This window comes from Kiloniella laminariae DSM 19542, assembly GCF_000374005.1.
Taxonomy (GTDB): Bacteria; Pseudomonadota; Alphaproteobacteria; order Kiloniellales; family Kiloniellaceae; genus Kiloniella; species Kiloniella laminariae.
The window spans coordinates 439,257-461,253 of sequence record NZ_KB893135.1 but is presented as its reverse complement, the minus strand read 5'-3'; the positions used below and the strand labels follow the sequence as shown (position 1 = coordinate 461,253).

At 53.9% G+C, this 21,997-nt stretch carries 21 protein-coding genes; 9 read left to right on the top strand and 12 right to left on the bottom strand.

Annotation, left to right across the window (positions count from 1 at the left end; genetic code table 11):
* Nucleotides 1-1,698, top strand: a 1,698-nt coding sequence (locus B152_RS0107030; RefSeq protein WP_020591698.1) for a type I secretion C-terminal target domain-containing protein, incomplete at its 5' end; no start/stop codon positions are given.
* A 108-nt stretch (nucleotides 1,699-1,806) separates the two neighbouring features.
* On the opposite strand, the gene B152_RS0107025 is transcribed toward B152_RS0107030, so the two are convergent.
* The 7 genes from B152_RS0107025 to B152_RS0106995 all read right to left on the bottom strand — a co-directional run bounded on the left by B152_RS0107025 (nucleotide 1,807) and on the right by B152_RS0106995 (nucleotide 8,748).
* Nucleotides 1,807-2,121: a hypothetical protein gene (locus B152_RS0107025; protein ID WP_020591697.1), complete on the bottom strand. Its 315-nt coding sequence runs from the start codon at nucleotides 2,119-2,121 to the stop codon at nucleotides 1,807-1,809.
* 21 nt (nucleotides 2,122-2,142) lie between these two features.
* Nucleotides 2,143-3,642, bottom strand: a complete 1,500-nt coding sequence (locus B152_RS0107020) for a hypothetical protein (RefSeq protein WP_020591696.1) — start codon at nucleotides 3,640-3,642, stop codon at nucleotides 2,143-2,145.
* A gap of 212 nt (nucleotides 3,643-3,854) precedes the next feature.
* A complete protein-coding gene (locus tag B152_RS0107015) occupies nucleotides 3,855-5,489 on the bottom strand; it encodes a GMC family oxidoreductase (RefSeq protein ID WP_020591695.1) in 1,635 nt (544 codons plus the stop codon).
* Nucleotides 5,489-5,986, bottom strand: coding sequence for a hypothetical protein (locus B152_RS0107010; protein WP_020591694.1), 498 nt, complete (start codon nucleotides 5,984-5,986; stop codon nucleotides 5,489-5,491). Before B152_RS0107010 ends, B152_RS0107015 begins: the two co-directional genes overlap by 1 nt.
* A gap of 115 nt (nucleotides 5,987-6,101) precedes the next feature.
* Entirely contained in the window at nucleotides 6,102-6,809 is a 708-nt protein-coding gene (locus tag B152_RS0107005) for a phytochelatin synthase family protein (protein WP_020591693.1), read from the bottom strand.
* Nucleotides 6,810-6,827: 18 nt separating this feature from the next.
* Nucleotides 6,828-7,157, bottom strand: a complete 330-nt coding sequence (locus tag B152_RS0107000; RefSeq protein WP_020591692.1) for a c-type cytochrome — start codon at nucleotides 7,155-7,157, stop codon at nucleotides 6,828-6,830.
* A gap of 37 nt (nucleotides 7,158-7,194) precedes the next feature.
* Nucleotides 7,195-8,748: a multicopper oxidase family protein gene (locus B152_RS0106995; RefSeq protein WP_020591691.1), complete on the bottom strand. Its 1,554-nt coding sequence runs from the start codon at nucleotides 8,746-8,748 to the stop codon at nucleotides 7,195-7,197.
* A 749-nt stretch (nucleotides 8,749-9,497) separates the two neighbouring features.
* On the opposite strand from B152_RS0106995, the gene B152_RS0106980 reads away from it, so the two are divergent.
* The 4 genes from B152_RS0106980 to B152_RS0106965 all read left to right on the top strand — a co-directional run bounded on the left by B152_RS0106980 (nucleotide 9,498) and on the right by B152_RS0106965 (nucleotide 12,823).
* On the top strand, nucleotides 9,498-10,064 hold the full coding sequence (locus B152_RS0106980; protein WP_026261348.1) for a 2OG-Fe(II) oxygenase: 567 nt from the start codon (nucleotides 9,498-9,500) through the stop codon (nucleotides 10,062-10,064).
* 249 nt (nucleotides 10,065-10,313) lie between these two features.
* Nucleotides 10,314-11,459, top strand: a complete 1,146-nt coding sequence (locus B152_RS0106975) for a TIGR04552 family protein (protein ID WP_020591687.1) — start codon at nucleotides 10,314-10,316, stop codon at nucleotides 11,457-11,459.
* A 172-nt stretch (nucleotides 11,460-11,631) separates the two neighbouring features.
* Nucleotides 11,632-12,372, top strand: a complete 741-nt coding sequence (locus tag B152_RS0106970) for a helix-turn-helix domain-containing protein (RefSeq protein WP_020591686.1) — start codon at nucleotides 11,632-11,634, stop codon at nucleotides 12,370-12,372.
* Nucleotides 12,373-12,451: 79 nt separating this feature from the next.
* On the top strand, nucleotides 12,452-12,823 hold the full coding sequence (locus B152_RS0106965) for a VOC family protein (RefSeq protein ID WP_211212152.1): 372 nt from the start codon (nucleotides 12,452-12,454) through the stop codon (nucleotides 12,821-12,823).
* A 302-nt stretch (nucleotides 12,824-13,125) separates the two neighbouring features.
* Here the strand turns inward: B152_RS0106965 and B152_RS0106960 are convergent, their stop codons facing one another.
* Together B152_RS0106960 and B152_RS0106950 are read right to left on the bottom strand one after the other, a co-directional pair.
* On the bottom strand, nucleotides 13,126-13,608 hold the full coding sequence (locus tag B152_RS0106960) for a hypothetical protein (protein WP_020591684.1): 483 nt from the start codon (nucleotides 13,606-13,608) through the stop codon (nucleotides 13,126-13,128).
* 696 nt (nucleotides 13,609-14,304) lie between these two features.
* Complete coding sequence (locus B152_RS0106950; protein WP_020591682.1) at nucleotides 14,305-14,727, bottom strand: GIY-YIG nuclease family protein; 423 nt, start codon at nucleotides 14,725-14,727, stop codon at nucleotides 14,305-14,307.
* Between the two features lie 375 nt (nucleotides 14,728-15,102).
* On the opposite strand from B152_RS0106950, the gene B152_RS0106945 reads away from it, so the two are divergent.
* From B152_RS0106945 to B152_RS0106935, 3 genes are all read left to right on the top strand, one after another.
* On the top strand, nucleotides 15,103-16,467 hold the full coding sequence (locus B152_RS0106945; protein ID WP_020591681.1) for a tryptophanase: 1,365 nt from the start codon (nucleotides 15,103-15,105) through the stop codon (nucleotides 16,465-16,467).
* Between the two features lie 347 nt (nucleotides 16,468-16,814).
* The gene (fosX, locus tag B152_RS0106940; RefSeq protein ID WP_020591680.1) at nucleotides 16,815-17,219 is read left to right on the top strand and encodes a FosX/FosE/FosI family fosfomycin resistance hydrolase; all 405 of its coding nucleotides are present in this window, start codon (nucleotides 16,815-16,817) and stop codon (nucleotides 17,217-17,219) included.
* Between the two features lie 91 nt (nucleotides 17,220-17,310).
* Entirely contained in the window at nucleotides 17,311-18,078 is a 768-nt protein-coding gene (locus B152_RS0106935) for a class I SAM-dependent methyltransferase (protein WP_020591679.1), read from the top strand.
* Nucleotides 18,079-18,149: 71 nt separating this feature from the next.
* Here the strand turns inward: B152_RS0106935 and B152_RS0106930 are convergent, their stop codons facing one another.
* The 3 genes from B152_RS0106930 to B152_RS26110 form a co-directional block, all read right to left on the bottom strand.
* On the bottom strand, nucleotides 18,150-19,553 hold the full coding sequence (locus B152_RS0106930) for a hypothetical protein (RefSeq protein ID WP_020591678.1): 1,404 nt from the start codon (nucleotides 19,551-19,553) through the stop codon (nucleotides 18,150-18,152).
* Nucleotides 19,554-19,942: 389 nt separating this feature from the next.
* Nucleotides 19,943-20,599, bottom strand: a complete 657-nt coding sequence (locus tag B152_RS0106920) for a LysE family translocator (protein ID WP_211212150.1) — start codon at nucleotides 20,597-20,599, stop codon at nucleotides 19,943-19,945.
* Nucleotides 20,600-20,817: 218 nt separating this feature from the next.
* On the bottom strand, nucleotides 20,818-21,060 hold the full coding sequence (locus B152_RS26110) for a hypothetical protein (protein ID WP_020591674.1): 243 nt from the start codon (nucleotides 21,058-21,060) through the stop codon (nucleotides 20,818-20,820).
* On the opposite strand from B152_RS26110, the gene B152_RS0106910 reads away from it, so the two are divergent.
* The gene (locus B152_RS0106910) at nucleotides 20,974-21,864 is read left to right on the top strand and encodes an IclR family transcriptional regulator domain-containing protein (protein ID WP_281168712.1); all 891 of its coding nucleotides are present in this window, start codon (nucleotides 20,974-20,976) and stop codon (nucleotides 21,862-21,864) included. The two genes, B152_RS26110 and B152_RS0106910, sit on opposite strands and share 87 nt — an antisense overlap.
* Nucleotides 21,865-21,997: the final 133 nt, after the last annotated feature.

Here is a 21,997-nt window from a genome sequence, read left to right as displayed (position 1 = left end):
AAGGAAACCGGCGCGTACAACTATCGCCAGTTTGGTGCGCTTGATCACGATGGCAAGGGTGCGGATAGCCTGAAGCTGAAGTTCGGGTATGAAGTGACTGACGGTGACGGCGACAAGGACAGCGGCAAGCTGATCATCAAGGTCAAGGACTCTGTTCCCACAGCGCTTGATGATGCAGACAGTGTACTTGAAGATAGTGGGCTGGCTGCGACCGGCAATGTTGTCACCGGGATTGACGTTGCTGCGGGGGATGCCAATGATACCGACGGCACGGCTGACAAGCTGGGCGCGGACGGGTTCCAGTCGATTGTCTGGACCGACACGGACCTGGTCGATGATGGTAATGATCTGACCATCGTTGGCAAGTACGGCACGCTGACATTCGATGCCCTGGGGAATTACAGCTATCAGCTGGATAATAGCAATGCCGCTGTCAACGCGCTGAAGGATGGGGAGAAGCTCAAGGAAGAGTTCAACTATACCATCAAGGATAAAGACGGCGACGAAAGTTCGGCCAAGCTGGTGATTGATATTGACGGCAAGACCGATGTGACACCTGTGCCGGGACCTGTTGCTCCCTGGCAGCTGAACCTGTCTGCCGGAACCTGGCAAGGAAATTTCCAGCCGGAAAACCTGGCTGCCAATTCCGGGAATACAACGTCAAGCGGAGCCCCGCTTCACGAGGCGTTTGGTGCCCAGTACAACATATCAACCCATGGGGACATTGAGGGCCATGTGGTTGCGACAAACAAGGGCGACCAGATCAATATTTCCAGTGTCAACCAGATCAAGGGCGGCATCTATACCTTCGCTGGTGATGATAGCGTTGAGATCGTTAAAGGTAACGTCTCTGGCGATGTTGTTCTGGGGGCTGGCGCGGATAGGCTTAAAATCGGAAACGGCGTTATCGGTGGTGATGTTCTCGGCGAAGCAGGCAATGACAGTATCTATGTCAATGCGGGCGGGGTAATTACTGGCGATATCGCTGGCGGTGACGGCGATGACGGTATCTATGTCAATGGCCTTGGCTCGATCGGCGGAAACATCCTTGGCGGTGACGGCGATGATAATATCTTTGTCAATCCTGATGCGAAGGTTGGTGGTGATATCCTTGGCGGTGATGGCAATGATAGAATCTATGTCAATCCCGATGCACATGTTGGCGGTGATATTCTGGGCGGTGCAGGCAATGACTATATCTATGTCAATGGCAACGGGTTTGTTGGCGGTGATATCCTGGGCGGTGACGGCGATGATTATATCGTTGGCGGAAACAGCGCGGACAGGATTTTCGGCGGCGTGGGCAATGATACGATCAATGGCAATGGTGGTAATGATAGCCTGAGCGGCGGTGATGGTGCGGACAGCTTTGTCTTTGACGCTGACGCGCTCGGGGGTATTGATACCATTACAGATTTCGATACCAGCGAAGGCGACAAGCTTAACCTCAAAGATCTCCTGAGTGGCTTCACGGCGGGTGTTGACAATGATGCCACGGCAACCATTTTGAAAGACTATCTGTCAATTTCTCTTGATGGGACGACGACTGTGATCACGGTCGATCAGGATGGTGCAGGCGCAGGTTCCGCTGTGGCGACGATCCGTCTGGATCATGTTGATCTGACAGCTGGTGGTTCGATTGATAACCACGATGCGATCAAGGCTTTGCTCGATGGCAACAACCTGATTGTTGACTGAAGCTGACGCGCGGGGTCGGTTCTCCCTACCGGAATAAAAGCCCCGGATCGCAAGATCCGGGGCTTTTTCTATGGCGTTTTGGGACGAAGACTGTTTCCGGGCCTGGGTTCAGGAAGCAGGAGCCTCTTTCTTCAGAGTATAGCGCAGGGGATTGGAAAAAGAGTACTTGCTGCCCTCCATTTTCAGGTTGCCGTTGCGCAGGGCTTCCTTGAGCCTGTTGTTTATCGGTCTGATCTTGACCAGGCCAATGAAGAAGTACACCAGCATGGCCAGCCCGCAGAGCAGCTGGAGCAGGATAATATCGTTCATGATGCCGACCATGCCGACGGCCAGAGCCCCGAACAGCCCCCAGGTCAACGTGGTATTGTATTGATAGACGATATGCGTGTCGGTTTCTTCAAGGACCTTATAGGCATCAATCATGGAGATCTTCTTTCATTGGCTTCAGGCTATTTGGGCTCCAGCTCTGCTGGCCTTGTGGTTGAGCCACAGGCCTTCGATTGTCGGGATAAAGGCGATGATGATGGCGGCGACCTGGGCGTAGAAGATGGTACGGTAGGCGCTGACTTCGTCTTGTCCCAGCATCTTGGCGATCTGATAGACGATTTCGAGGATCTCGAGGCCGAACTCGGTGCCGAACATGATCACCAGTGCAGGCAGCAGGGCCATAACTGGATTACCGCGGCACTGGCACATGACCACGCCGACGATGACTGTGGTGATCAGGCCCATTCCGGCAGAGGATATCATTTTCGAAGTGTAGAAGAAGGAGGCATCTACTGCGAGATCCGGGTAGGTGACAAAGCCTGTGGTGCCGATCAGCAGCAGCAGCAGGCCGGTGACCAGCAGTACAGGCATCATCTGGGGCCAGCGTACAAAGAGCCCGCCACCAAGGGCGACTGCTGCAATCTGGGCAGCAGCGCCAAGCGAGGCGCGGTCCTGAATCAGGTTGGTCGAACAGAGGTGGCGCACCAGATAAGCGGCGTCATAAAATCCGGTTGAAGGGATTTCGAGCAGGAACAAACCGATCAGGAGGAACAGGGCGGTTGGCGGCAGAGAGGAAGCCCTGATCTTGGCAAGGGGGGGCTGGGAAATTGGGACCCGGGAAGCGGTATTGGTTGACGCTTTTTTCTGGCGAAATTTAACCAGGGCAAAGGCAGAGATCAGAAAAAATCCTGTCATCAGGCCGAGGCTGACCGGGGCGGTCACGCCCGCCAGCGAATTGGAAATGGTCCAGGCCTCAAAGGCGGCGATGCCGAGAATGATGGTGACAATACTGGAAAGCGGTGGACGGGGGACTGTTGGTCTTGGCGGCTGCCCTAAAGATTGTCCCTGTGAATGTTCTGGCGAGGCGCCGTGGGGCAGGACCTTGCGGGTGAGCAGCAGGTAAAAAATCGGGAAGGCGGCAAAGATCAGGAAGTAGTTTCCGGTGCCAATATCCATGGCGACGTATTTGACCAGCTGTGGCGTGATCAGAAAGGCCACGGGCTGGGCCGAGGTCCAGACGGTGGTCAGCAGGACACGTTCGCGCTCGTTCTCGATCTCGTTGATTGCCAGCTGGGCAATGGGGGCAAAGAAGGAGATACAAAAACCACTGAGAGCAAAGGTCAGAATGACCACCAGTTCCCGGACAAAAAGCGCAGGCCCCATCACCAGCGTTAGGCCAAGGGCGAGATAACAGGCCCCGGCGGTCAGGGCGCAGATGGTTGCGATACGCTGGGCCCGGGCGCGGGTCAACAGGAAAGGGGCCAGAGCCAAGGCCATGACAGAGCTGCCGATCAGCAGCTCTACCAGGATCTGGGTCTTGTCGACCGAGATATTGAGAAAGCTGGCGAACTCGCCTTCGGAAACAAAAACCGTCGAGGTGACAACGGATTTTAGCGCATTGCCAAGAAAGACAAAACAGAGGACGGCAAGGCTGACGACGCCAAGAATACGGGGCATCCAGAATATCTCCGGGCGAGGGTGGTTCTATCGGGTGCAGAGCTATTTGTGTTGCCGGGTAACCCCGGCGGGTAATCTGGCGAATTTTGTAACACAAATTCACATTGCTGATGCAAAAAATGCTTGTTGACATCGACGGCAAGTCAGCGAGAGGCCCCGGGTCAGATTTTGGCTTGAACCCGGGGCGCGAGGGCGTTCGCGATACTGCCTGCTCAGGACTTCAGTTTCTTCTCCATATGCTCTGCCGCCCGGATCGCCAGCGCGGCAATGGTCAGCGACGGCGCATTGACCGGCATGGTGATGTGGGTGCTGGAGCCGATGATATAGAGATTGTGATGATCATGGGACACCAGATCAGCATTGACTACCGAGGTTTTGGGATCATCGCCCATCTTTGTCGTGCCGCCGATAATGGCGTTGGACAGATAAGGGGTGTTGTGTGTGACCTCTGTCGCGCCCATGAGCTTGAAAACCTCGAGGTTGATATCCAGCCCGACCTTCAGGCCGTTCTTGGTGTAGTCATCCATCTTGAAGGTGATCTTGGGTTTGGGAATGCCTGCGGTATCCTTTTCATCCGCCAGCTCTACCCTGTTGTTGGCATCGGGCAGGACTTCGGCAGAGGAATTGAGACGCAGGTGCCGGGAAACGCGGGCATTGATCTGTTGCGAAAGCTCTGGTCCGACCACGCCCTTGGCAATCAGGTCTGTGGCCAGGTTGGTGGCGTCGCTGTTGCCGGACCAGCCGCTGTTCATAAAGGAGGTGCCGATGGCGGCTTCCTTGCTGCGGAAAGCCCCGTCGCGCCGTTCGACAAGACCCGAAGTTTGTTGTGGTCCGCGATAGGGGAAGACCGGATCGGGGGTCAGGCCCTGGGTGTCCTGGTTAGCCTGGGTCAGCAGATAGCGCCCGACTGCATCGGAAGAGTTGGCGATGCCCTTGGGGGCATTTTCCTGTTTCGAGTTGAGCAGCAGGCGCGGATTTTCAATGGCGTGGGCACAAAGCGCAAAGACCTTGCCGCCAACCCAGAAGGTACTGCCGTCTGGTTTTTGAACCTTGACCCGGGTGATCTTGCGGTCCTTGTCGGTCTTGATAAAGGTCACCAGCGCGTTGACCTCGACCCTTGCACCTTCGTCTTCGGCCTTCTGGGCGTCAACCGATGCGTCATATTTGGCCCCGATCGGGCAGATCGGCACACAGGTGTTGTTGCCACAGCAGACCGGGCGGTTGTCATAGATCTGTGAGTTACGGGCGTGAGAGAAGATCCCGGAAGTCAGTTTCATTTTCTCCAGCGCCTTGGTGACCTGTTTGTCCATATAGGTCGCGGGGATCGGGGGCATTTCATAGGGGACGCCGTGGCGCGGGGCGCCCCAGACATCGTTCGGGTCGCCTGCTACACCCCAGCGCTCTTCTGCGGTTTTGTAGTAGGGCAGCAGCAGGTCGTAATCAATCGGCCAGTCTTCGGCCACGCCATAGAGCGTCTTCATGCGGAAGTCTTCCGGGCGCAGACGGTCGGCAAATCCGGTCCAGTGCCAGGTCGTGCCGCCAAAGATGCGCAGGTAAGCCCCGATGAATTTGTTTTCGTTGGCCGTGTCCTTGTCCTGGACATAAAAATCGGCATAGCCGCCGTCGGTCGGATGCGGCGCACTGGGAATGGAGGGGTAGGGTGCCTGGGGGCCTTTGGTCGTGCTTTCATAGAAAATCTTGAGGAAATCACCGCGTGGGCGTCTGTCACCAGCCTCGAGGATCAGCACATCGATGCCTTTTTCCCGCAGAGAACGGGCAAGGTGCGCCCCGGCCATGCCGGCACCAATGATGACGACATCGGCGTTCATTTTGTTGTCTTCAGCCATCAGCTGTTCCCCCGGTTGTTGCGCAGATCAGGGGCATGGGCCCAGTGACCAAAGGCGGGGCCGCCGCAGATGCCGGGAGCCTTGGCAAAAGCCAGGGACGACCAGGCCAGTGACCAGGGGTAGTAGGGGACAGAGGTCACCGCGGTGCCACTGGCATCCTTGCGGGTGACTTCGCCAGTATAGAGCACCGTCGCGATCAGCTTGATCTGGTCCCGGACCGCATCTGTTGTGTTGGCCTGGACCTCGTTGATCGAGCGTCCGTCTACTTCGGAGATAAAGCGGTTCATGGCATTCTGGCCATAGGTGGCGAGAAATTCCCTCTCGACCGAGCGGACCATATGGTCGGCAATATCCACGACCCCGCCAATCTGGCGCACGGCTTCACCAAAGACCCGGCTGCCTGACCCGAGACTGAGGGCCTGGGCAGAGGTGCTCAGACCGCCAGCAAGAGGGATCAGGGCCGCAGAGGTCAGCAGGCTGCGTCTGCTTATGTTCATCGTTTTATCTCTCCTGTTCGGGCCTTTTCTAACCTGCCCCGGACTATTTGGTGAGGCCTTTGGCCGAAACTGCTTTCGGCCAGCCTTCTATCGAGCTTCCAGGTTTTCCCGGTTCTTACTGGCTTACGATTACAGCACCGCGAGACCTGTTCGAGCTGGGGTCCTTGTCCATCATCGCCTTGTGCAGGTCGGCAATGGTCAGCCAGACCGGCGGGTATTTGTAACGGGCGACATCCAGAACCAGCGCGCGGTCGGTTTCCACGTCATAGGCGGCAACCGGGGAAATGTGTCCGCCGCCTTCCTGGCCGATGGGCTGGCGCGAATAGTTGGCAACAAAGCGCCTGTTCGGATCTGCCAGAACATCGGTGATCGTCTGGCGCAGCCATTCTTCGGTAAATTCATCCGCGTGGTGGAATTCGGCCTTTACCCCGAGGTTCTGGAAGAAAGTCGCCAGCTGGGGCAGGACCAGTCCATCATGTTCAACTTGGGGATAGGGTTTTACCGCCTGGTTTGCTGCGGTGAAAATCGAAGTCTGGGTAAAGAGCCTCCAGGGGTAGAGCTGGGGCGGCTGCGGGCGTTCCACATCCATCGTGTTCATCACCCCGGCAATGGTTGCGGGGCCACAGAAGGTCACGATGTGCTCGCTTTCCAGGAAGGAGGCAAGCTTGAGATAGTCCATGGTGATATCGGCATCATGAAACAGCTGTTCACCTTCGGGCGAGGTCAGATAGATTTTCTCGGCCGCCTGAACCGGAGCAAAAGCAAACAGACTTGCTGCCACCAGAGACGTTGCCAAAGCTGTGTTTAACAGAAATTTTCTCATTGAGTGTTCTCCAAAGCCTTATTGTTGTGCGCCAAACCACTGGGCGAGTGCCACGATCTGTTCGTCGCTCAGGTTTTTGACCATTTCCTGCATCACCAGGGCCTGTCCGTTGGTCCGTTCACCGGATTTGTAATGGCGCAGGGCATTGGCAAGGTAGATCGGCTGCTGCCCGGCAATAATCGGCACATCGGCCAGTTCCGGCCTGCCGTCTTCACCGTGACAGGAAAGACATTGTGAGCCAAAAGCCGGGATCGGTGTGTTTTGCGGATCGTCTGCGACAGCAGCAGAAGAGACCAGAACCGCCGCCAGCATGCCTGTGGCAAGAGACAGATTGAATTGTTTCATCATGGAGCATTTTCCCATTTGCGTGTTTGGACCTCGCAGCTTACGGCTCGATATTCACATTGATCATCATGCCGGTATCCTCGTGCGGGAGGATGTGGCAGTGCATGACATAGCGGCCATCAAAGTCGAGGAAACGGGTACGAAACACCACTGTTCCGGCCGCAGGTACCGCGATGGTATCCATCCAGGGTTTGTCCGGGTCGGCAACACCGTTGACCGACATGACCTGAAAGGGGTTCACATGGATGTGGATCGGATGCGGGAAGGGGGTTGTGTTGATCAGGGTCCATTCCTCGACCGAACCGAGTTTGGAGACAACGTCATCGCGCTTTGGATCAAAGGGTTCGTCATTGATGGTAAAGAGCGTGTCGTGGAAATAGCCTTTTACATCCTCGACCCCCAGCACGATTTTGCGCCGGTGGGTGATCTCGGCGTCGGTGATGTCGACCAGGATCGGATTGTCCGGCAGCGGTCCCTTGGGGATTTCCCGGCCAAAGGGGGTTCCGGGAGGAACGCGGGAATCATTGGCCGGGATGACATAGATGTTGGCCAGATGAACCGGGGGAAGAGACTGTTTGCCCTGGTCAAAGAAAGGACGGCGCAGCAGATAGGCGCCGGGGGTTGCCCCCTTGACCAGCACATCAACCCGGTTGCCAGGCGAAAGATGGACTTCCTCGACCAGACGGGCTTCGGGCAGGGGATTGCCGTCCCGACCGATTTCATAGATTTCCAGCCCGTCGATCTTGAAGGGGAAGAACTGGGCATCGCCCGCGTGGAGAATGCGCCAGCGCTGGACCTCGCCCTCGCGGATATAGATCCGCGGTTTGTATTCGCCGTTGACCAGAAAGTCGCGTTCGGCATCCAGTGGCCAGATCGGGTCTTCGGAATCAAGAATACCGTCAACACCGGGGATCGGAGCCTGAATGACCAGCACCCGCTCGACCGCTTCCTTGATCGCGGGCACGTCATCCAGCGCACCTTTGATGATCGCCATACCCGCGGCACCCTGGGCTACCTGGGCCGAAACCGAACCGTGGCGATGCGGGTGATACCAGTAGCTGCCTGCGGGATGGTCTTTGGGGACCTGGACGACATAGTTGAACTTGTCGCCCGGCTCGATGTTGAGATAGACGTTGTCGCTGTTGCCCTTGGGGCTGACGTGAAAGCCGTGATAGTGCAGGTTGGTGGTGTTGAAGTGGTTGGGTATGTTGACTTCGGTTGGCTGGTCGGGTCGATTTTCCGGCAGGCGGTTTTCAAAGGCCAGCTCCAGCGTATCCCCTGCATTGATCCGCAGGGTCGGGCCGGGCAGGCTGTCGTTGAAATTTCGCAAAATGGTCGGGCCGCTGGGCAGGATGACCTTGTTGAAGCCCATCCACATGGTTTTCACCAGACGCCCATCGATCGAGCTGTACTCGGTCGGGTTGAAAAGGTCATCGCTGATGCCAAGCGGCGAGCGGGCGGGCAAGGTGCTACCTGCGGGTCCTGAAGATTGTGCCTGAACAGCTGTGCTGCTGGTAAAATGGTGTAGCAGCGCGCCACTGGCGGAAAGAGCTGCAGCGCCTTTTAGAAAGGTACGTCTTTTTATCTTTGTCATTTATTCCCCCTGACGCGCTTATTTTGGGATGAGAGTCCTAAATTATGGTTAAGAACTGCAGGGTCTTTATTGTTTAATTTTTCTGCAGAAGAGCGGAACTGTCTCAGGAATACTTTTACAGCTCATTCTTGTTTTTTTCCAGTATAAATTATCGATGATTGAATTTCTTATTATATTATCATTATGAATTAAAAGAATATTTATGGTTAACTGTCAGGTGTTTTTTTCTTTTGAACTGTTTTAAAGAAAATCGGGAAGGCCTCTTTGGAAACCTGTGTGGGAAGATTTTTCTGACGGAGTTTCATGGCTGAAAAGCTGGTGAAGCCCACTAGAAAACACACCGGAAAACTGACTGGAAAATTCACTGGGAAATTCATCGGGAAATTCACCCGAAAATCCACCCGAAAATCCACCCGAAAACCCACCGGAAGATCCATCAGGGTATCTAGGTAAAACAGGTGCGAAATTTTCTTGTCTTTTCCGGTGAACTGAGCCTAAAGAAGGGGTGAAAACAATTCGCCCCGTTACAGCCCGGGCTGTTCTGCAGACAGGGTGCTTATCCCTTGCCCCGATCTGCTTGGGGCAGGATGAAAGCGCCGCTGCAAAACGGCAGAACCCCCCGGTGCCGAGGTGTCCTGAACACGGCTCCGGATTGTTTTTCCCACTGAACGTATCTCTATTTTACTTTTGCCTGTTTTTCCTGTCCCTGCGGTGTTTCGCGGACTGTTTAAAGGTTGCCGGTTATGTTGATGACGCGTCCCTGTGTGCAGGAAAGGTTGCTGAGCGCCGCCGAGTGCCAGAGGCTGATTGATCTGTTTGAGGACTCCCCGGATGTGGCGGCGGCCCGTCTGGCGGGGGGGGTCAAAAGCTCGATCCGCAAGTGCCATTACCTCTGGCTGGATGATAGCGACACGACCAGCTGGGTGTTCCTCAAGCTTGCCGGGCTGGTAAGCGAGGTCAACCGCAACTGGTTCCAGTTTGACCTGGAGGATCTGCGCGAAGGTCTGCAGCTGATCCGCTATGATGCGCCGCAGGACGAACAAAGCCCGGCCGGGCGCTATGGCGCGCATATGGACATCGGCGCCACCGGATCAACCACAACGCGCAAGCTGTCGATTTCGGTCCAGCTGTCCGACGGGGCGGCCTATGAGGGCGGGGCGTTGAAGGTGGATGACGAGGGCAAGGGCTGGACCGCCCCGCGGGATCAGGGCACGGCGGTGGTTTTTTCCAGCTTTCTCCAGCATGAGGTCTGCCCGGTCACTTCCGGGACCCGCTATGCGCTGGTGGCCTGGGTGCACGGCCCGGCTTTTCGTTAGGAAAAAGGGACCGCTGCAAAAGTACGCTGTTGCGGTAAGTTCTGTGCTGGCGGGCCAGCTTTCAGGGTCGGTCGTCCGGTTCTGGCGGGTTTGGCCCCCGGTTTGGCCCCCGGTTTGGCACCGGGCTGGCCACCGGGCTGGCCACTGGGTTGGCCATCGGTTTTTGGCGCAATTTAATTAAAAGTTAGATTTTTTCCTCTATTATCATCACTTCGCTTTTGCCTCTGCTTTCCTGGGGATGATGGACTAATGAATGAAGAACTGAGACTCTGGGCCGGCGCGTCGCTTCGGACAGTCCTCAAAGGGCAGTCGATTATTGACTCGCCCCGGCTTCAGGTCGAAACGCTGGAAGAAGCCGAGGCTTTTCTGGAATGTTACGGCTTTGACTATCATCAGGATGAAGACCGTCAGGAGGTCGAGGCCATCCGCCAGGAAGCCATCAGCTTTATCGAAGAGGTGCTGCTGGAGGAGGGGGAGGAGATTTCCCCCGAAGTGCGCAATCAGGAAAACCTGCTGAAACTGCTGCTCTGGGTTTCCTCGACCGAAGCCACGCCGCGCTCGCGCTGGAGCTGTGTGGTGCTGCGGGTGATGCACACCTTTGCCCACTGCGGCTCCTATTTCAACGAACGCTATCACGAACAGGTCAAGGAACAGATCTTTGGCCGCTTTGAACAGCACATCCGCGATACCTCGAACGGGGTCTTCCTCGGCGATATCGAACTGGTGGTCTATGAAAGCCGCTCGTCCAAATCGCGACGCTCTGCCGTGCTGAAGATGCTGCACAAGGCGGAAAATGTTGCGGCGGATATCTTTGACTGGCTCGGCATTCGTATTGTCACCCGCGACCCGCTCGACGCCCTGCGCGTGCTCTGTTACCTGCGTCAGCACAACATCGTCATGTTCGCCAACATCAAGCCCTCGCGCTCGCGCAACAGCCTGATCGATGTGGAGTGGATGGAAGACCGTTGGAAAGACATCGACGACTTTTCCCAGCTCAGCGCCGATCTGGAAAAGATCAAATCACCGGGCGATGCCAAACGCCTGACCGATAATGCCTTTAGCGGCACCAGTTACAAGGCGCTGCAGTTTACCTGTCGCCAGCGCATCAAGCTGACAGAGGCTGACGGCAAGCAGATCCGTTTTTACTTCCCCTTCGAAATCCAGATCCTCGACGAAGCCAGCTACCTGTCCAACCACAGCGGCGCGGCCTCGCACGCCCAGTACAAACAGCGCCAGGTTCAGGCGGTCAGACGCCGGGTGCTCGGGTCCCTCTGCAAAAAACGCGATCCCGAAATCACACCGGGATCAGCGGAACCTGCCGACAAAGACCCCGATGACAAAGACCGGGACGACGAAATCCAGCCTGCCCACCTGCGCATATCCATTCAGGGATGAGGCTTGATCCTGCTCAAGGGGCGCGCTGCTACAGACAGCATAGTTTGTTTTGCCAAAACGGCTCTCGCCAAAACAGTTCTCTGGCCCTTAAGCTATTGCGGTGCGCCATCAAAGAATGGCTGTTACGGGTAACTACGGCAACAGATAACCGCGCAGGAGCAATACAGCAGCTATGTATGACCCGAAAGGAAACGGCAAAGAAAAAGAGGTCCGGTCCGTCCTGTTTGTCGAGGCCGAACCGCCCGGTCATTTGCGCGGCATTGTCCACCGGTTTCTGGAGCTGAAGACAAACGGCAGCTTGCCGGAGGACTATCGATTTCATGCCTTGCCGGACGCCTGCAGCTACATCGTCTTTGACCAGTTGAATCCTCAGATCGCAGGGCTTGCCCAATTGCGTGCCGCCTCCGAGGAATTTAACCTGGGCAGGTCCTTTCACTTTGTCAACATCCGGTTTTTGCCCGGTGTATGGCAAGGGGGCTCCGAGCAGATTTCTTATGGTCTGGTGGAGCGACCTTACGTGGGGGACCTGCCGCTGATCGGGATAAATCAGCAACTTTCCAGCCGCGATTTTGTTGATCAGCAGCCGATTTTATCCGCCTTCGTCGAGGAGCTGATGGACCGCAAGCTGGTTGCCGTGAACCCCGTCACGGAAAAGATATTTCACAAGCTCGACGATATCAGAAGCGTTTCAGACATGGCGGCGGTTTGCGAGCTGTCAGCCCGCCAGCTGCAACGAAGGCTGAAACAAACCACCGGATTAACGCCGCACGACTTTCTCAAGGTGCTGCGCCTGCAACAGACCTTGAACGGCAAGGATATCTGGTCTTACGCCGACCAGTCGCATTTTATCCACGCGTTTCGCAAAGCCACGGGCTACACGCCGGGGAAATATTCCCGGAAATTTGATGTCTGATATCTACAATACAGACCACCTGCGGCCTGTTAGGTAATGGTCATAGCCGACAATAAAGAGGAAGCGGAGGATGACAAAAATGAACGCAGTCGCATGGTTCGACATCTATGTAGACGACCTTGAGCGGGCCGTTGCCTTTTACCAGACGGTTCTGGGGCAAAAGCTTGAGGAAATAATTGACCCCACAGGCCAGTCGCAAATGATGAGCTTCCCCGCCGACATGAATGCCTACGGCGCAGCGGGCGCTTTAACCAAGTCCGAACATGCAGCCCCCGGCAGAGGCGGCACAGTGATATACTTTGCCGCCCAGGACTGCGCCGTGGAAGAAGCCCGCGTTGCCGGGGCGGGCGGGAAAGTGATCCGACCAAAATTTTCAATCGGTGAATTCGGTTGGGTCACTCTGTGCCAGGACAGCGAAGGCAACATCTTCGGTCTTAACTCTATGAAATAGAGTGTTTTGACTTTGGTGATGCGTTGGGGGAGGAATTTGGCGCATATTGTGAGCGCACGGGGCGGCTGTAAAGCTGCCCGTGTTGCGTTTGGAGTTCGTGCAAGATCAATTTAGTCAATTATTTTTATGTCTTTGTTTTGCATATAGCTAATCTATAGCAGCTTTGTGCCAGAAGCGGACACTCTAACCATCAAATCTATACTGCCCCTGATTTGATGATTAACTTAAATTAAGATCGTCTTTTTACAGTTTTGATACCGGGAGAGCGATGTATGAAAAAAAACTTTATCAAAACAAAGCCATTAAAAACAAAGCCCATCATAATAAATAGTACACTTTTCATTATAAATAACACCACCTCCAATCATATCTGAATATGTATTCAGCTTCTTCGGTATCTGTATGGTCGCGATATATTTACATTTATTATTTCCAGTACGGGAAAGTACGTGTGTTTTGCAAAAACCTCTAGCGCATTTAGAGTTAACTCGTAACAAGGAAATTGATTTTAAAATCCGTTTAGTAGGATCATTTGGATCAGGTAAAGACATAATCTCTCCCCCGAAATCAATGCGAGAAGCCACATTTTCAATTTCAGAAATTACAGCAGGCGGCATTCCTTCACATAGATAGTTATTAATTATCTCTTTTTGCCACGATGTATACTCAGATGGTGGATCGTAAAATATTGAATGATCCTTTGCATTTTCAACCTGTGCTTTACTCAATAAAAATATTAAAGTTATTGACGTCAATATGAAAACCATTAGCTTTATTATCTTCATTGCAACTTTCCGTTATCTCAATCGATACTCACAAGAATTATATCCTTAATATGTCCAACAAGAGAATTTTTCTGCTAACAAAAACCTCAATTGGAAAAGAAATTGTTCTTGTATTAATTTCGATATTTGTTAGCAGCATAATTCTTTGGATGTATCTGAAACTCAATCAGGGGAAGAGTGAATTTAATATAAGTTCAATGTTTGATATAAACTTGATGTTTGTATCACTTTTTTTGATTTTTAATTCTTTGCCACCATTTATAATACACCTCATAATTTTGAAGATTTTGAAATACAAAAATATTGAATTTGAAAATTTAAAAATAATTCTGCTATGGAGCTTTATAATATTACCAAATTTTATATTTTATACATATGACTATCAACTCCCTGATAAGCAAGCTCATCATCTATTCATAACGCCCACCCAGATGTCTGCGCAAGTTACCTTATCCTTTAGTGTGTATATTTGTTTAAGGTACCTCTGTTTAAGGCAGAAAGAGGGTAATATCTAATTGTAACAGGTTGCAATTATCGGAGATTCAGGCTGCACTTATCGCTCCGAAACCACCTTTCCGCGAATATAAATCGGGTCATGGTCATAGCTGCATCGTGCCAGAAGCAGACGTTAGCTGAATTTGAAGAGAACGACAACTCCGTGGGACCAAAATCAATCTCAAACTCAACATTGCTAATTTAAGAGCGCTTATTCCAAGGCGGCCTATTTGATACATCCTCCAATAATCGCTTTTCTTGCTCGACATAATCAATACATACCTTCCATTCAAATGACACATTATCCCCTTGACAAATAGCAACATTTATCTTGGCGTTTGTCCTACACTTTTGGATTTGACCTCCGTTGAAAGGATGACGAGGAGACACGTTACCGTACTGTTGAGAAAGGCGATTTTTAAGACATTTTGCCCGACCAACATAAACAATTTGATCATTGATTAAAATTTGGTAAATGCCCGATTTCTTTGGCGCATCAATTTTGAATGAGCAATAGTAGACGTCATTCTCCACAGCTAGCGAATAGCCTTTAGGATTTTTAAATCGATCCTGTGGTCTTAGATTTGTCCTAGCTATGATTTGCTGATGCCCTAGTGTTGTCATTCTTGATAATCTTGTTGTCCTTAAGTCTGTATTAAAGACTCGCTTATTGTAAAATTGTACTTTGTCGATTTGGGTTGAAAGCAGATACCTAGTAGTAGAAAAATTTGCTAACAACGTTAGGTTTAATTTTTTTTTGTAAACAATTATTCTGACCTTCCTGAATGTTCAACTCCCCCTCCACACAATCACCACATCCCCCTTGCCATTATTCCCGCTAGGCGATAAATTTATCGGGTATGAAACGGGCGCTGAGCGCGGCAGGCTGGTGAGCAGCAGGCAACCGCGGCGCTTCTGCCCCGATTGAGTACCTGGCTGTCTCCCTGTTCTTTGCATCAGGGGCGGTCGCTTGAAAGGGGCGTTAGCGGAGACCCCTTTATGAAAACAATAATCGAACCCTTTCGTATCAAATCTGTCGAACCCATTCGTATGACCACGCCGGAAGAACGGCGCGATCTGCTGCGGGCGGCGGATTACAACCTGTTCAAACTTCATTCCGATGATGTGTTGATTGACCTGCTGACCGACAGCGGCACCTCGGCCATGTCGGCGCGGCAGTGGTCGGCGATGCAGTCCGGCGATGAAAGCTACGCGGGCTCGCCCTCGTTCTTTCGTTTCGAGGCGGCGATCCGCGATCTGATGGATTTCAAACACATCATCCCGACCCATCAGGGTCGCGCGGCCGAAGCCATTCTCTTTTCCATTCTTGGCGGCAAGGGCAAATTCATTCCCTCCAACACCCACTTTGACACCACCCGCGGCAACATTGAAAACAGCGGGGCGCGGGCCGATGATCTGGTGATTGCCGAGGGCAAAAGCCCCTCGCTGGTCCATCCCTTCAAGGGCAATATGGACCTGGCGAAGCTGGAAGCCTATCTGGAGCAGCACGGCGATGCCGTGCCGTGCGTGATGCTGACCATCACCAACAATGCCGGGGGCGGGCAACCGGTGTCGCTGGCCAACATCCGGGCCACGGCGGCGCTGGCCCGCAGGTACGGACGACCCTTTATTATCGACGGCTGTCGCTTTGCCGAAAACGCCTGGTTTATTCAGCAGCGCGAAGAGGGCCAGAAGGGGCGGGCGATCAAGGAAATTGTCCGCGACTGTTTTGCCGATGCCGATGGCATGACCATGTCGGCGAAAAAGGATGCCTTTGCCAACATCGGCGGCTGGCTGGCGCTGAATGATGATGATCTGGCGGAGAAAGCCCGCACGCGCCTGATCATGACCGAAGGTTTCCCGACTTACGGTGGGTTGGCCGGACGCGATCTGGATGCCATCGCCCAGGGCCTGAGCGAGATTGTGGATGAAGACTATCTGCGCTATCGCATTCGCACCAATGAATACATCACCGAACGGCTTGATGCCATGGGCGTGCCGGTGGTCAAACCCGCGGGCGGTCATGCGGTCTTTGTCGATGCGCGGGCCTGGTTGCCCCACATCGCGCCGCTGCAATACCCCGGTCAGGCGGTGGCCTGTGCACTCTATGAACTCGGCGGTATCCGCGGCTGCGAAATCGGCACGGTGATGTTTGGCCGTGCGCCCGATGGTACCGAGGCCCCGGCCTCGATGGATCTGGTGCGGCTGGCCATGCCGCGGCGGGTCTATACCCAGTCCCACGCCGATTATATCGTCGAGGTGTTCGAGGAACTGACGGCGATGAAGGACAGCCTGCGCGGCTATCGCATTACCGAAGAACCGCCCGCGCTGCGTCACTTTACAGCGAAGTTTGCGCCCTTATAAATGGGCATCTGTAAATGGATGCCCTGTAAATGGATGCCCTGTAAACTGGCACCTATAAACAGGTACTGGTAAAACAGGATCAGGCAGGCCGATCTGGACCAGAGCTAATAAACAAGAGCGCTGGACAAGCGGCCTGCCTTTTTCTGTGCATGAATTTTTGGGCATGACTTTCTGGACATGACTTTCTGGGCCTGAAAAAATCCCGGTTATTATTAAAATCCCGGGCTGTATAAAAAGTCTGGTTGTATAAAAAACTGGTCATTATCTCGTCAAAATCGGCCCGTAAAAAGACCTTTCGTTACGCGGAACTCTAACCTGAAGGCGGAGAACTGGGAGGGGGGCAGAAGATGATTGAAGGCATCAGTCACATGACCTTTATTGTACAGGATCTGGACAGAATGGAAGCTATCCTCTGCCAGATCCTTGGCGCAGAAAAAGTCTATGACAGTGGTGACACAAGCTTTTCCCTGTCGCGGGAAAGATTTTTTCTTGTCGCCGGGCAGTGGATTGCGATTATGGAGGGCGAACCCTTGCCCGCGCGCAGTTATAACCATATTGCCTTCAAGATCCCGGAGACAGCCTATGATGACTGTCTTCTGCGCATCAGGGATCTGGGGCTGGAACTGCGTGAAGGGCGAAGCCGGGTTGAAGGCGAGGGGCGGTCGATCTATTTTTATGATCATGACAACCATATGTTTGAACTGCATACTGGCACCCTTGATCAACGTCTGAAGCGCTATGCCCAGGGATAAGTCCAAAAACAAACCACAGAACGCTAAACCACAGAACGCTAAACCACCGAACGCTAAGCCACCGAATGTTAAGCCACAGAACGGCGCGACAATGGCCCGCCAGAATGGCCCTGCGCCGGACAGAAACAACAGCGACTTTTCTCCCCGCCTGAAGGCCAGCTGGGATGACAATGCGCAGCTCTGGACCGCGGCGGTCAGAGAGAAAAAAATTGCCAGCCGGGTGAGCTGTACCGATCAGGCAATTGTCGCGGCTGCGTTGACGCTGATAAAGGAGAGGGCGCAACAGTCGACAAGCGTTCTCGACCTTGGCTGCGGCGAAGGCTGGCTGGCGCGGCGGCTGTCGGCAGAGCCGGATTGTGTGGTGACCGGAATTGACGGCAGTGCCGATCTGATTGTCAGCGCCCGTCAGCTGGACCCGGTATCAAGCTATCTGCATCTGGGCTATGACGAGATTATCCGGGCGCCAGCGAGGGCGGGCGGACCCTATGATCTGGTGATCTGTAACTTTGCCCTGCTCGGGGAAGAGATAACGCCGCTGTTGTCCGCGCTGCGCCAGTGTGTGGTTGCGCAGGGCAAGCTGGTTATTCAAACGCTGCATCCCTGGCAGGCCTGCCCGGAAAGCGGCTATGCTGACGACTGGCAGGAAGAAAGCTTCGCTGCCTTCAGTGCCGGAAACCGGGCAGGAAACCAGGCAGGAAACCAGGCGGGAAACTGGACTTCAATGCCCTGGTATTTCCGGACGCTGGCGACCTGGATCAGGGAGATCGGGCAGGCGGGTTTTGCCGTCGCCAGCTGCGCAGAGCCGATCAATCCGCAGAGCGGAAAGCCGGGATCGCTTTTGTTGATCTGTGGCGCGTGATCATCGCGGAGCATTGATTTAGCGCATCGCCCCAGCACATCATCCCAGTACAGTGATCTGTTACGGGCGTGTTAGGTCAGGCCCCATTTTTTCTTGAGCGAGATCTGGACCTGCTGCATGCGCAGGAAAAATGTCCCTTCCTGCGCGCCTTCGCTTTCCAGCCACTTGCCAAGCGGTGTGAGGACCTTCGAGCCATAGAAAATCCCGGAACAGCTTTTCAGCTCGGCCTCGAAACGGGACTTGTTGATGTCCTGGATGTTGTTTCTGAAATGTTCAAACAGGGCATCCAGGGTCTGGATATCGTTCAAGTCGCCGTGTTCCTGCCCGACGATCTCCCTGATTTTTTTGGCCAGATGGATTGGCATCCGCCCCAGTTCGGCGGCGACAAGCGGGCGGGCCTGAAGCATGGCCTCGGTTGTGCGACCGGACCCGATACAGGCATCCTGCAAAGCCTTGGGTGACAGGCAGGCGGTTTTTTCGCCGATCCGGTGGGCCGAGAGGGCGACAAGGTCAAAATCATAATCGTCGAGATTGCTCACAAGCTCGTCAAGTTGCTGAACCACTGTCGTGTGGTTTTCACTGTAGCGGGTGGCGTCGTGAAGCTGTTTGATGGCCTTGGCAATCTCTGGCTTGTTCAGGGTATAGAGCTTTGCAATCAGCCTGAACCCGGCGATGCGGGGCAGGAAATAATCGTGGTTTTCCGAATGCAGCTTGAGCTTGTCGAGCAGTTCCTGGATCAGGTTCTCGTCATGATCAGCGGCATCATCCTGCTCTGCATCGGCGGTTTCTTCTGATGTTTTTCGGGCCTGTTGTCTCAGATTGTCCTCAAGGGTTTCTGCCCAGGCGAAATGCTTGTTGATCTCGTTGCTGATTTCTGCCCGCTGTTCTTCAAAAAACTTGGCCGAGTTGCGGCCTTGTTTGAGGTAACCACGCTGCAGCGGTTCGTAAATGCCGGTTTCGATTTTTTTGGTCCGAAGCCGGGCGATAGCAAGGTTGGTCAGAAGATCGCGCAGGCCGGAAACAAATGCAGGCGCCAGCACACAAATCGGCTGGACAACATCCTGTCGCTTGCCCTTGCGGAAGCCGGGGTGGCCTTCTACTTCACCACGCAACAGGGCGAGGTTATCACCCAGAACCGAGCTGAGGTAATTCACCAGAAGATACTCTGGCTGAAGATACTGGTAGTCATCCACCTCTTTGATCTGTTCCGGCTGGTTCTGATAGAGCAGGGGAATAATCTCTCTCGAGATCGCCTGGGCCAGTTCAGCCCGACCGGGATGAATGGTTGCATTCAGACTGTTGAGAAAACCAAGGAGATCGGCAATGGAGCGCCTGGCCTTGGCGGGCTCGCGGGTTTTCTCAACCGAGCCTCTCAGATCCTTGATCACAGCAGCGACCGCGGCCCGAACCTCTGTCAGTTCAGACTGCCTTGTCAGGGTCGCAAAACGTTGCAGTGATTGCAGGGAAGAAGCCATGCAAAAGATCTACCTTCATCAATAAAGCGCGGCTGGAAGCATTTCTGCGGTCGCTTCGCTCTTGGCTTTTGAATTCGTCCTCTCAATTCGGGATGACAGTAGCATACAAAAGATGAATTATTGTTAACAGGCTGATTTTTTTATCTATTTCACAGAGGCATTTTGTGTTTCCGGCTTTGTTCCCGGTTCTGCAGGGGATAATTTTCCCCAGGATAAAGAGAAAACAATAACTTGCCGAACTGGTAAAACACGTCTGCTAAAAGGTCCATTGCACCAACCGCGCCAGTGCGTATTCCATTCTGGACCGGAACGACGGATTTTTCCAGCTTCTTGCTTTCAGCAACCAGTTTGTTTCAAACCCGGCATGATCGGCTCTGTTGGCAGAAAGGTTATCGCTGTAACGTAGCCAGCTTGATCGCAAGACCAATAAAAACCAGCCCGGCGATCTTGTTGATGATGTTCTGGGCTCTGGTCGAGTTGCGCAGATGTGTGCCGATTGTTCCGGCAAGTAGAGCGAGCCCGCCAAAAATCAACAGGGTCGAGAGAATGAAAAAGCCGCCAAGGATAAAAATCTGCGCGGCGACAGAGCCCCGTGCCGGATCGGCAAACTGGGGCAGGAATGACAGAAAAAAGATCGAGACCTTGGGGTTGGTCACGTTCATGATAATACCGCGCCGATAAAGCCTGAAGTAATCACTTTTCTGCTGGTCCGGTTTGTGAGCGGCGGCGCTGGGGTCTGCAACAGCAATTGGTTCGGGCTGTATGCGCAGAACAGACCAGGCAAGATAGAGCAGGTAACAGGCCCCGAATATTTTCAGGGCATTAAAAGCTAGGCTGGAGGTTTGGACGATGGCCGCAACCCCCAGAGCAACAGCGCTGCTGTGAACCAGAACCCCGGTACAAAGCCCCAGAACCACAAAAATGCCGGCAAGGCGACCGCTGAGGGCCGACTGGGTCAGGACAAAAATATTGTCAGGTCCCGGGGTCAGGGCGAGCAGGATGCAGATGGCAAAAAATCCTGAGAGGAGATCGAGGGGGAGCATCATGAATCCTGTCCGCTTTTCGGGATAAGGGGATCTCTTCGCCAAAACTCTAAGGGTCGTCCGAAGTCCTGATCTGCCAGAAATAGAGGCTTTGACAGAGCCAGTAACTCGACAATCCAGTAATCCAGTAACCCAGTAACAGAGCCAAACATAGAGGCCGCGAGATCATGAAGGCTGTGCCGGGGATGATCCATTCCGAGCCTCTGAACGCAAGGCAGGGTTCAGCGCATCAGGAATGTTTCAGTCGGCGTTCCCGGCACAACCTCCATGGCTTTTCTTTTACGCGGCTTTGCCGCTGCTGCAATCACTTGCTGTAAAATGTTCGCTATGCGAACATGGGCAAAACTCAGGACAATTTCAAACCGGGAAACAGGATAGTGCCGGATAAAAAACGGGCGCAGGAACTCCAGAGAGACCAAAGGCGACAGATAGACGAGAACAGGTCCGGGGATGATCAGATCCATCGCCCGGTCCGGGCTCTGGCGCGGGGGCTATCCCTTTTGCAGTTGATGAACCGTCTCGGTCCGGTTTCGGTGCAGGAGCTTTCCCGGCACAGTGCGTTAAACCGGACCACCGTCTATCGCTTGCTTGAAACGCTGGAGGCAGAGGGCTTTGTCACGCGGGGGGCAATCTCCAGCCCGCTCTGGAGCCTGGCGCTGGCGGTGCGGTCGCTCAGTGAGGGATATGAACAGCGGGACTGGGTGACCCAGCTGGGCGCACCAGTTCTGGGGGAGCTGTTCAAGCAGGTGGTCTGGCCGACGGATATTGCTGTGTTTGACGGGCGGGGCATGGTGATCCGGGAGACGACCCACAAATTCAGTCCCCTGTCGAGGAACCGCAATATGGTCGGGGTCCGCTGGCCGTTGCTGACCTCGTCCCTTGGCCGGGCTTTCTTTTGCTTTTCGACAAGAGAAGTACAGGGCTCGCTTTTGGAAGCCTTGCAGAACTCGCCTTTGCCCGAAGATGCGCGAGGCAGGGATCAGAGCTTTGTTCAGGCCCTGGTCAGGGTGACCCGTGAACGGGGCTATGCACAGTCCGTCGATGAAACCGACAAGGGGATTTCGTCTATTGCCCTGCCGGTCTGTTCTGGCGACCAGGTGGTGGCTTCGATTAACCTTGTGTTCTTTACCTCGGCCATGACCCCTGCGATCGCCGCCGGGAAATACCTTGAACCCTTGCGGTCGGCGGTGCGCAGGCTGGAACTGAGTCTGTCACAGAACAGCTTGTCTTCAGGTTTTTCGGGGCAATGGTTACAACCAGAAACCTAGGGTCCTGCCCGAGTTCTGGGGGGAAGGGGTTTGGGGGTGAAAATATTTGCCCATGAATATTTGGCTGTAAATATTCACAAGCATATATTCATGGTATGGTTGTTGCCTCTTCATCAAGCCGCATCCTCGTTTC

Bases quoted from the DNA above. Each gene is read 5' to 3' on its own strand.
- B152_RS0106935 (WP_020591679.1), top strand. From the start codon at position 17,311: ATGGCCCGCCAGAATGGCCCTGCGCCGGACAGAAACAACAGCGACTTT.
- B152_RS0107020 (WP_020591696.1), bottom strand. From the start codon at position 3,642: ATGCCCCGTATTCTTGGCGTCGTCAGCCTTGCCGTCCTCTGTTTTGTC.
- B152_RS0106930 (WP_020591678.1), bottom strand. From the start codon at position 19,553: ATGGCTTCTTCCCTGCAATCACTGCAACGTTTTGCGACCCTGACAAGG.
- B152_RS0107005 (WP_020591693.1), bottom strand. From the start codon at position 6,809: ATGAGAAAATTTCTGTTAAACACAGCTTTGGCAACGTCTCTGGTGGCA.
- B152_RS0106965 (WP_211212152.1), top strand. From the start codon at position 12,452: ATGAACGCAGTCGCATGGTTCGACATCTATGTAGACGACCTTGAGCGG.
- B152_RS0106995 (WP_020591691.1), bottom strand. From the start codon at position 8,748: ATGACAAAGATAAAAAGACGTACCTTTCTAAAAGGCGCTGCAGCTCTT.
- B152_RS0106980 (WP_026261348.1), top strand. From the start codon at position 9,498: ATGACGCGTCCCTGTGTGCAGGAAAGGTTGCTGAGCGCCGCCGAGTGC.
- fosX (WP_020591680.1), top strand. From the start codon at position 16,815: ATGATTGAAGGCATCAGTCACATGACCTTTATTGTACAGGATCTGGAC.
- B152_RS26110 (WP_020591674.1), bottom strand. From the start codon at position 21,060: ATGGATCTGATCATCCCCGGACCTGTTCTCGTCTATCTGTCGCCTTTG.
- B152_RS0106960 (WP_020591684.1), bottom strand. From the start codon at position 13,608: ATGAAGATAATAAAGCTAATGGTTTTCATATTGACGTCAATAACTTTA.
- B152_RS0106975 (WP_020591687.1), top strand. From the start codon at position 10,314: ATGAATGAAGAACTGAGACTCTGGGCCGGCGCGTCGCTTCGGACAGTC.
- B152_RS0106920 (WP_211212150.1), bottom strand. From the start codon at position 20,599: ATGATGCTCCCCCTCGATCTCCTCTCAGGATTTTTTGCCATCTGCATC.
- B152_RS0107000 (WP_020591692.1), bottom strand. From the start codon at position 7,157: ATGATGAAACAATTCAATCTGTCTCTTGCCACAGGCATGCTGGCGGCG.
- B152_RS0106950 (WP_020591682.1), bottom strand. From the start codon at position 14,727: ATGACAACACTAGGGCATCAGCAAATCATAGCTAGGACAAATCTAAGA.
- B152_RS0106945 (WP_020591681.1), top strand. From the start codon at position 15,103: ATGAAAACAATAATCGAACCCTTTCGTATCAAATCTGTCGAACCCATT.
- B152_RS0107015 (WP_020591695.1), bottom strand. From the start codon at position 5,489: ATGGCTGAAGACAACAAAATGAACGCCGATGTCGTCATCATTGGTGCC.
- B152_RS0106970 (WP_020591686.1), top strand. From the start codon at position 11,632: ATGTATGACCCGAAAGGAAACGGCAAAGAAAAAGAGGTCCGGTCCGTC.
- B152_RS0107010 (WP_020591694.1), bottom strand. From the start codon at position 5,986: ATGAACATAAGCAGACGCAGCCTGCTGACCTCTGCGGCCCTGATCCCT.
- B152_RS0107025 (WP_020591697.1), bottom strand. From the start codon at position 2,121: ATGATTGATGCCTATAAGGTCCTTGAAGAAACCGACACGCATATCGTC.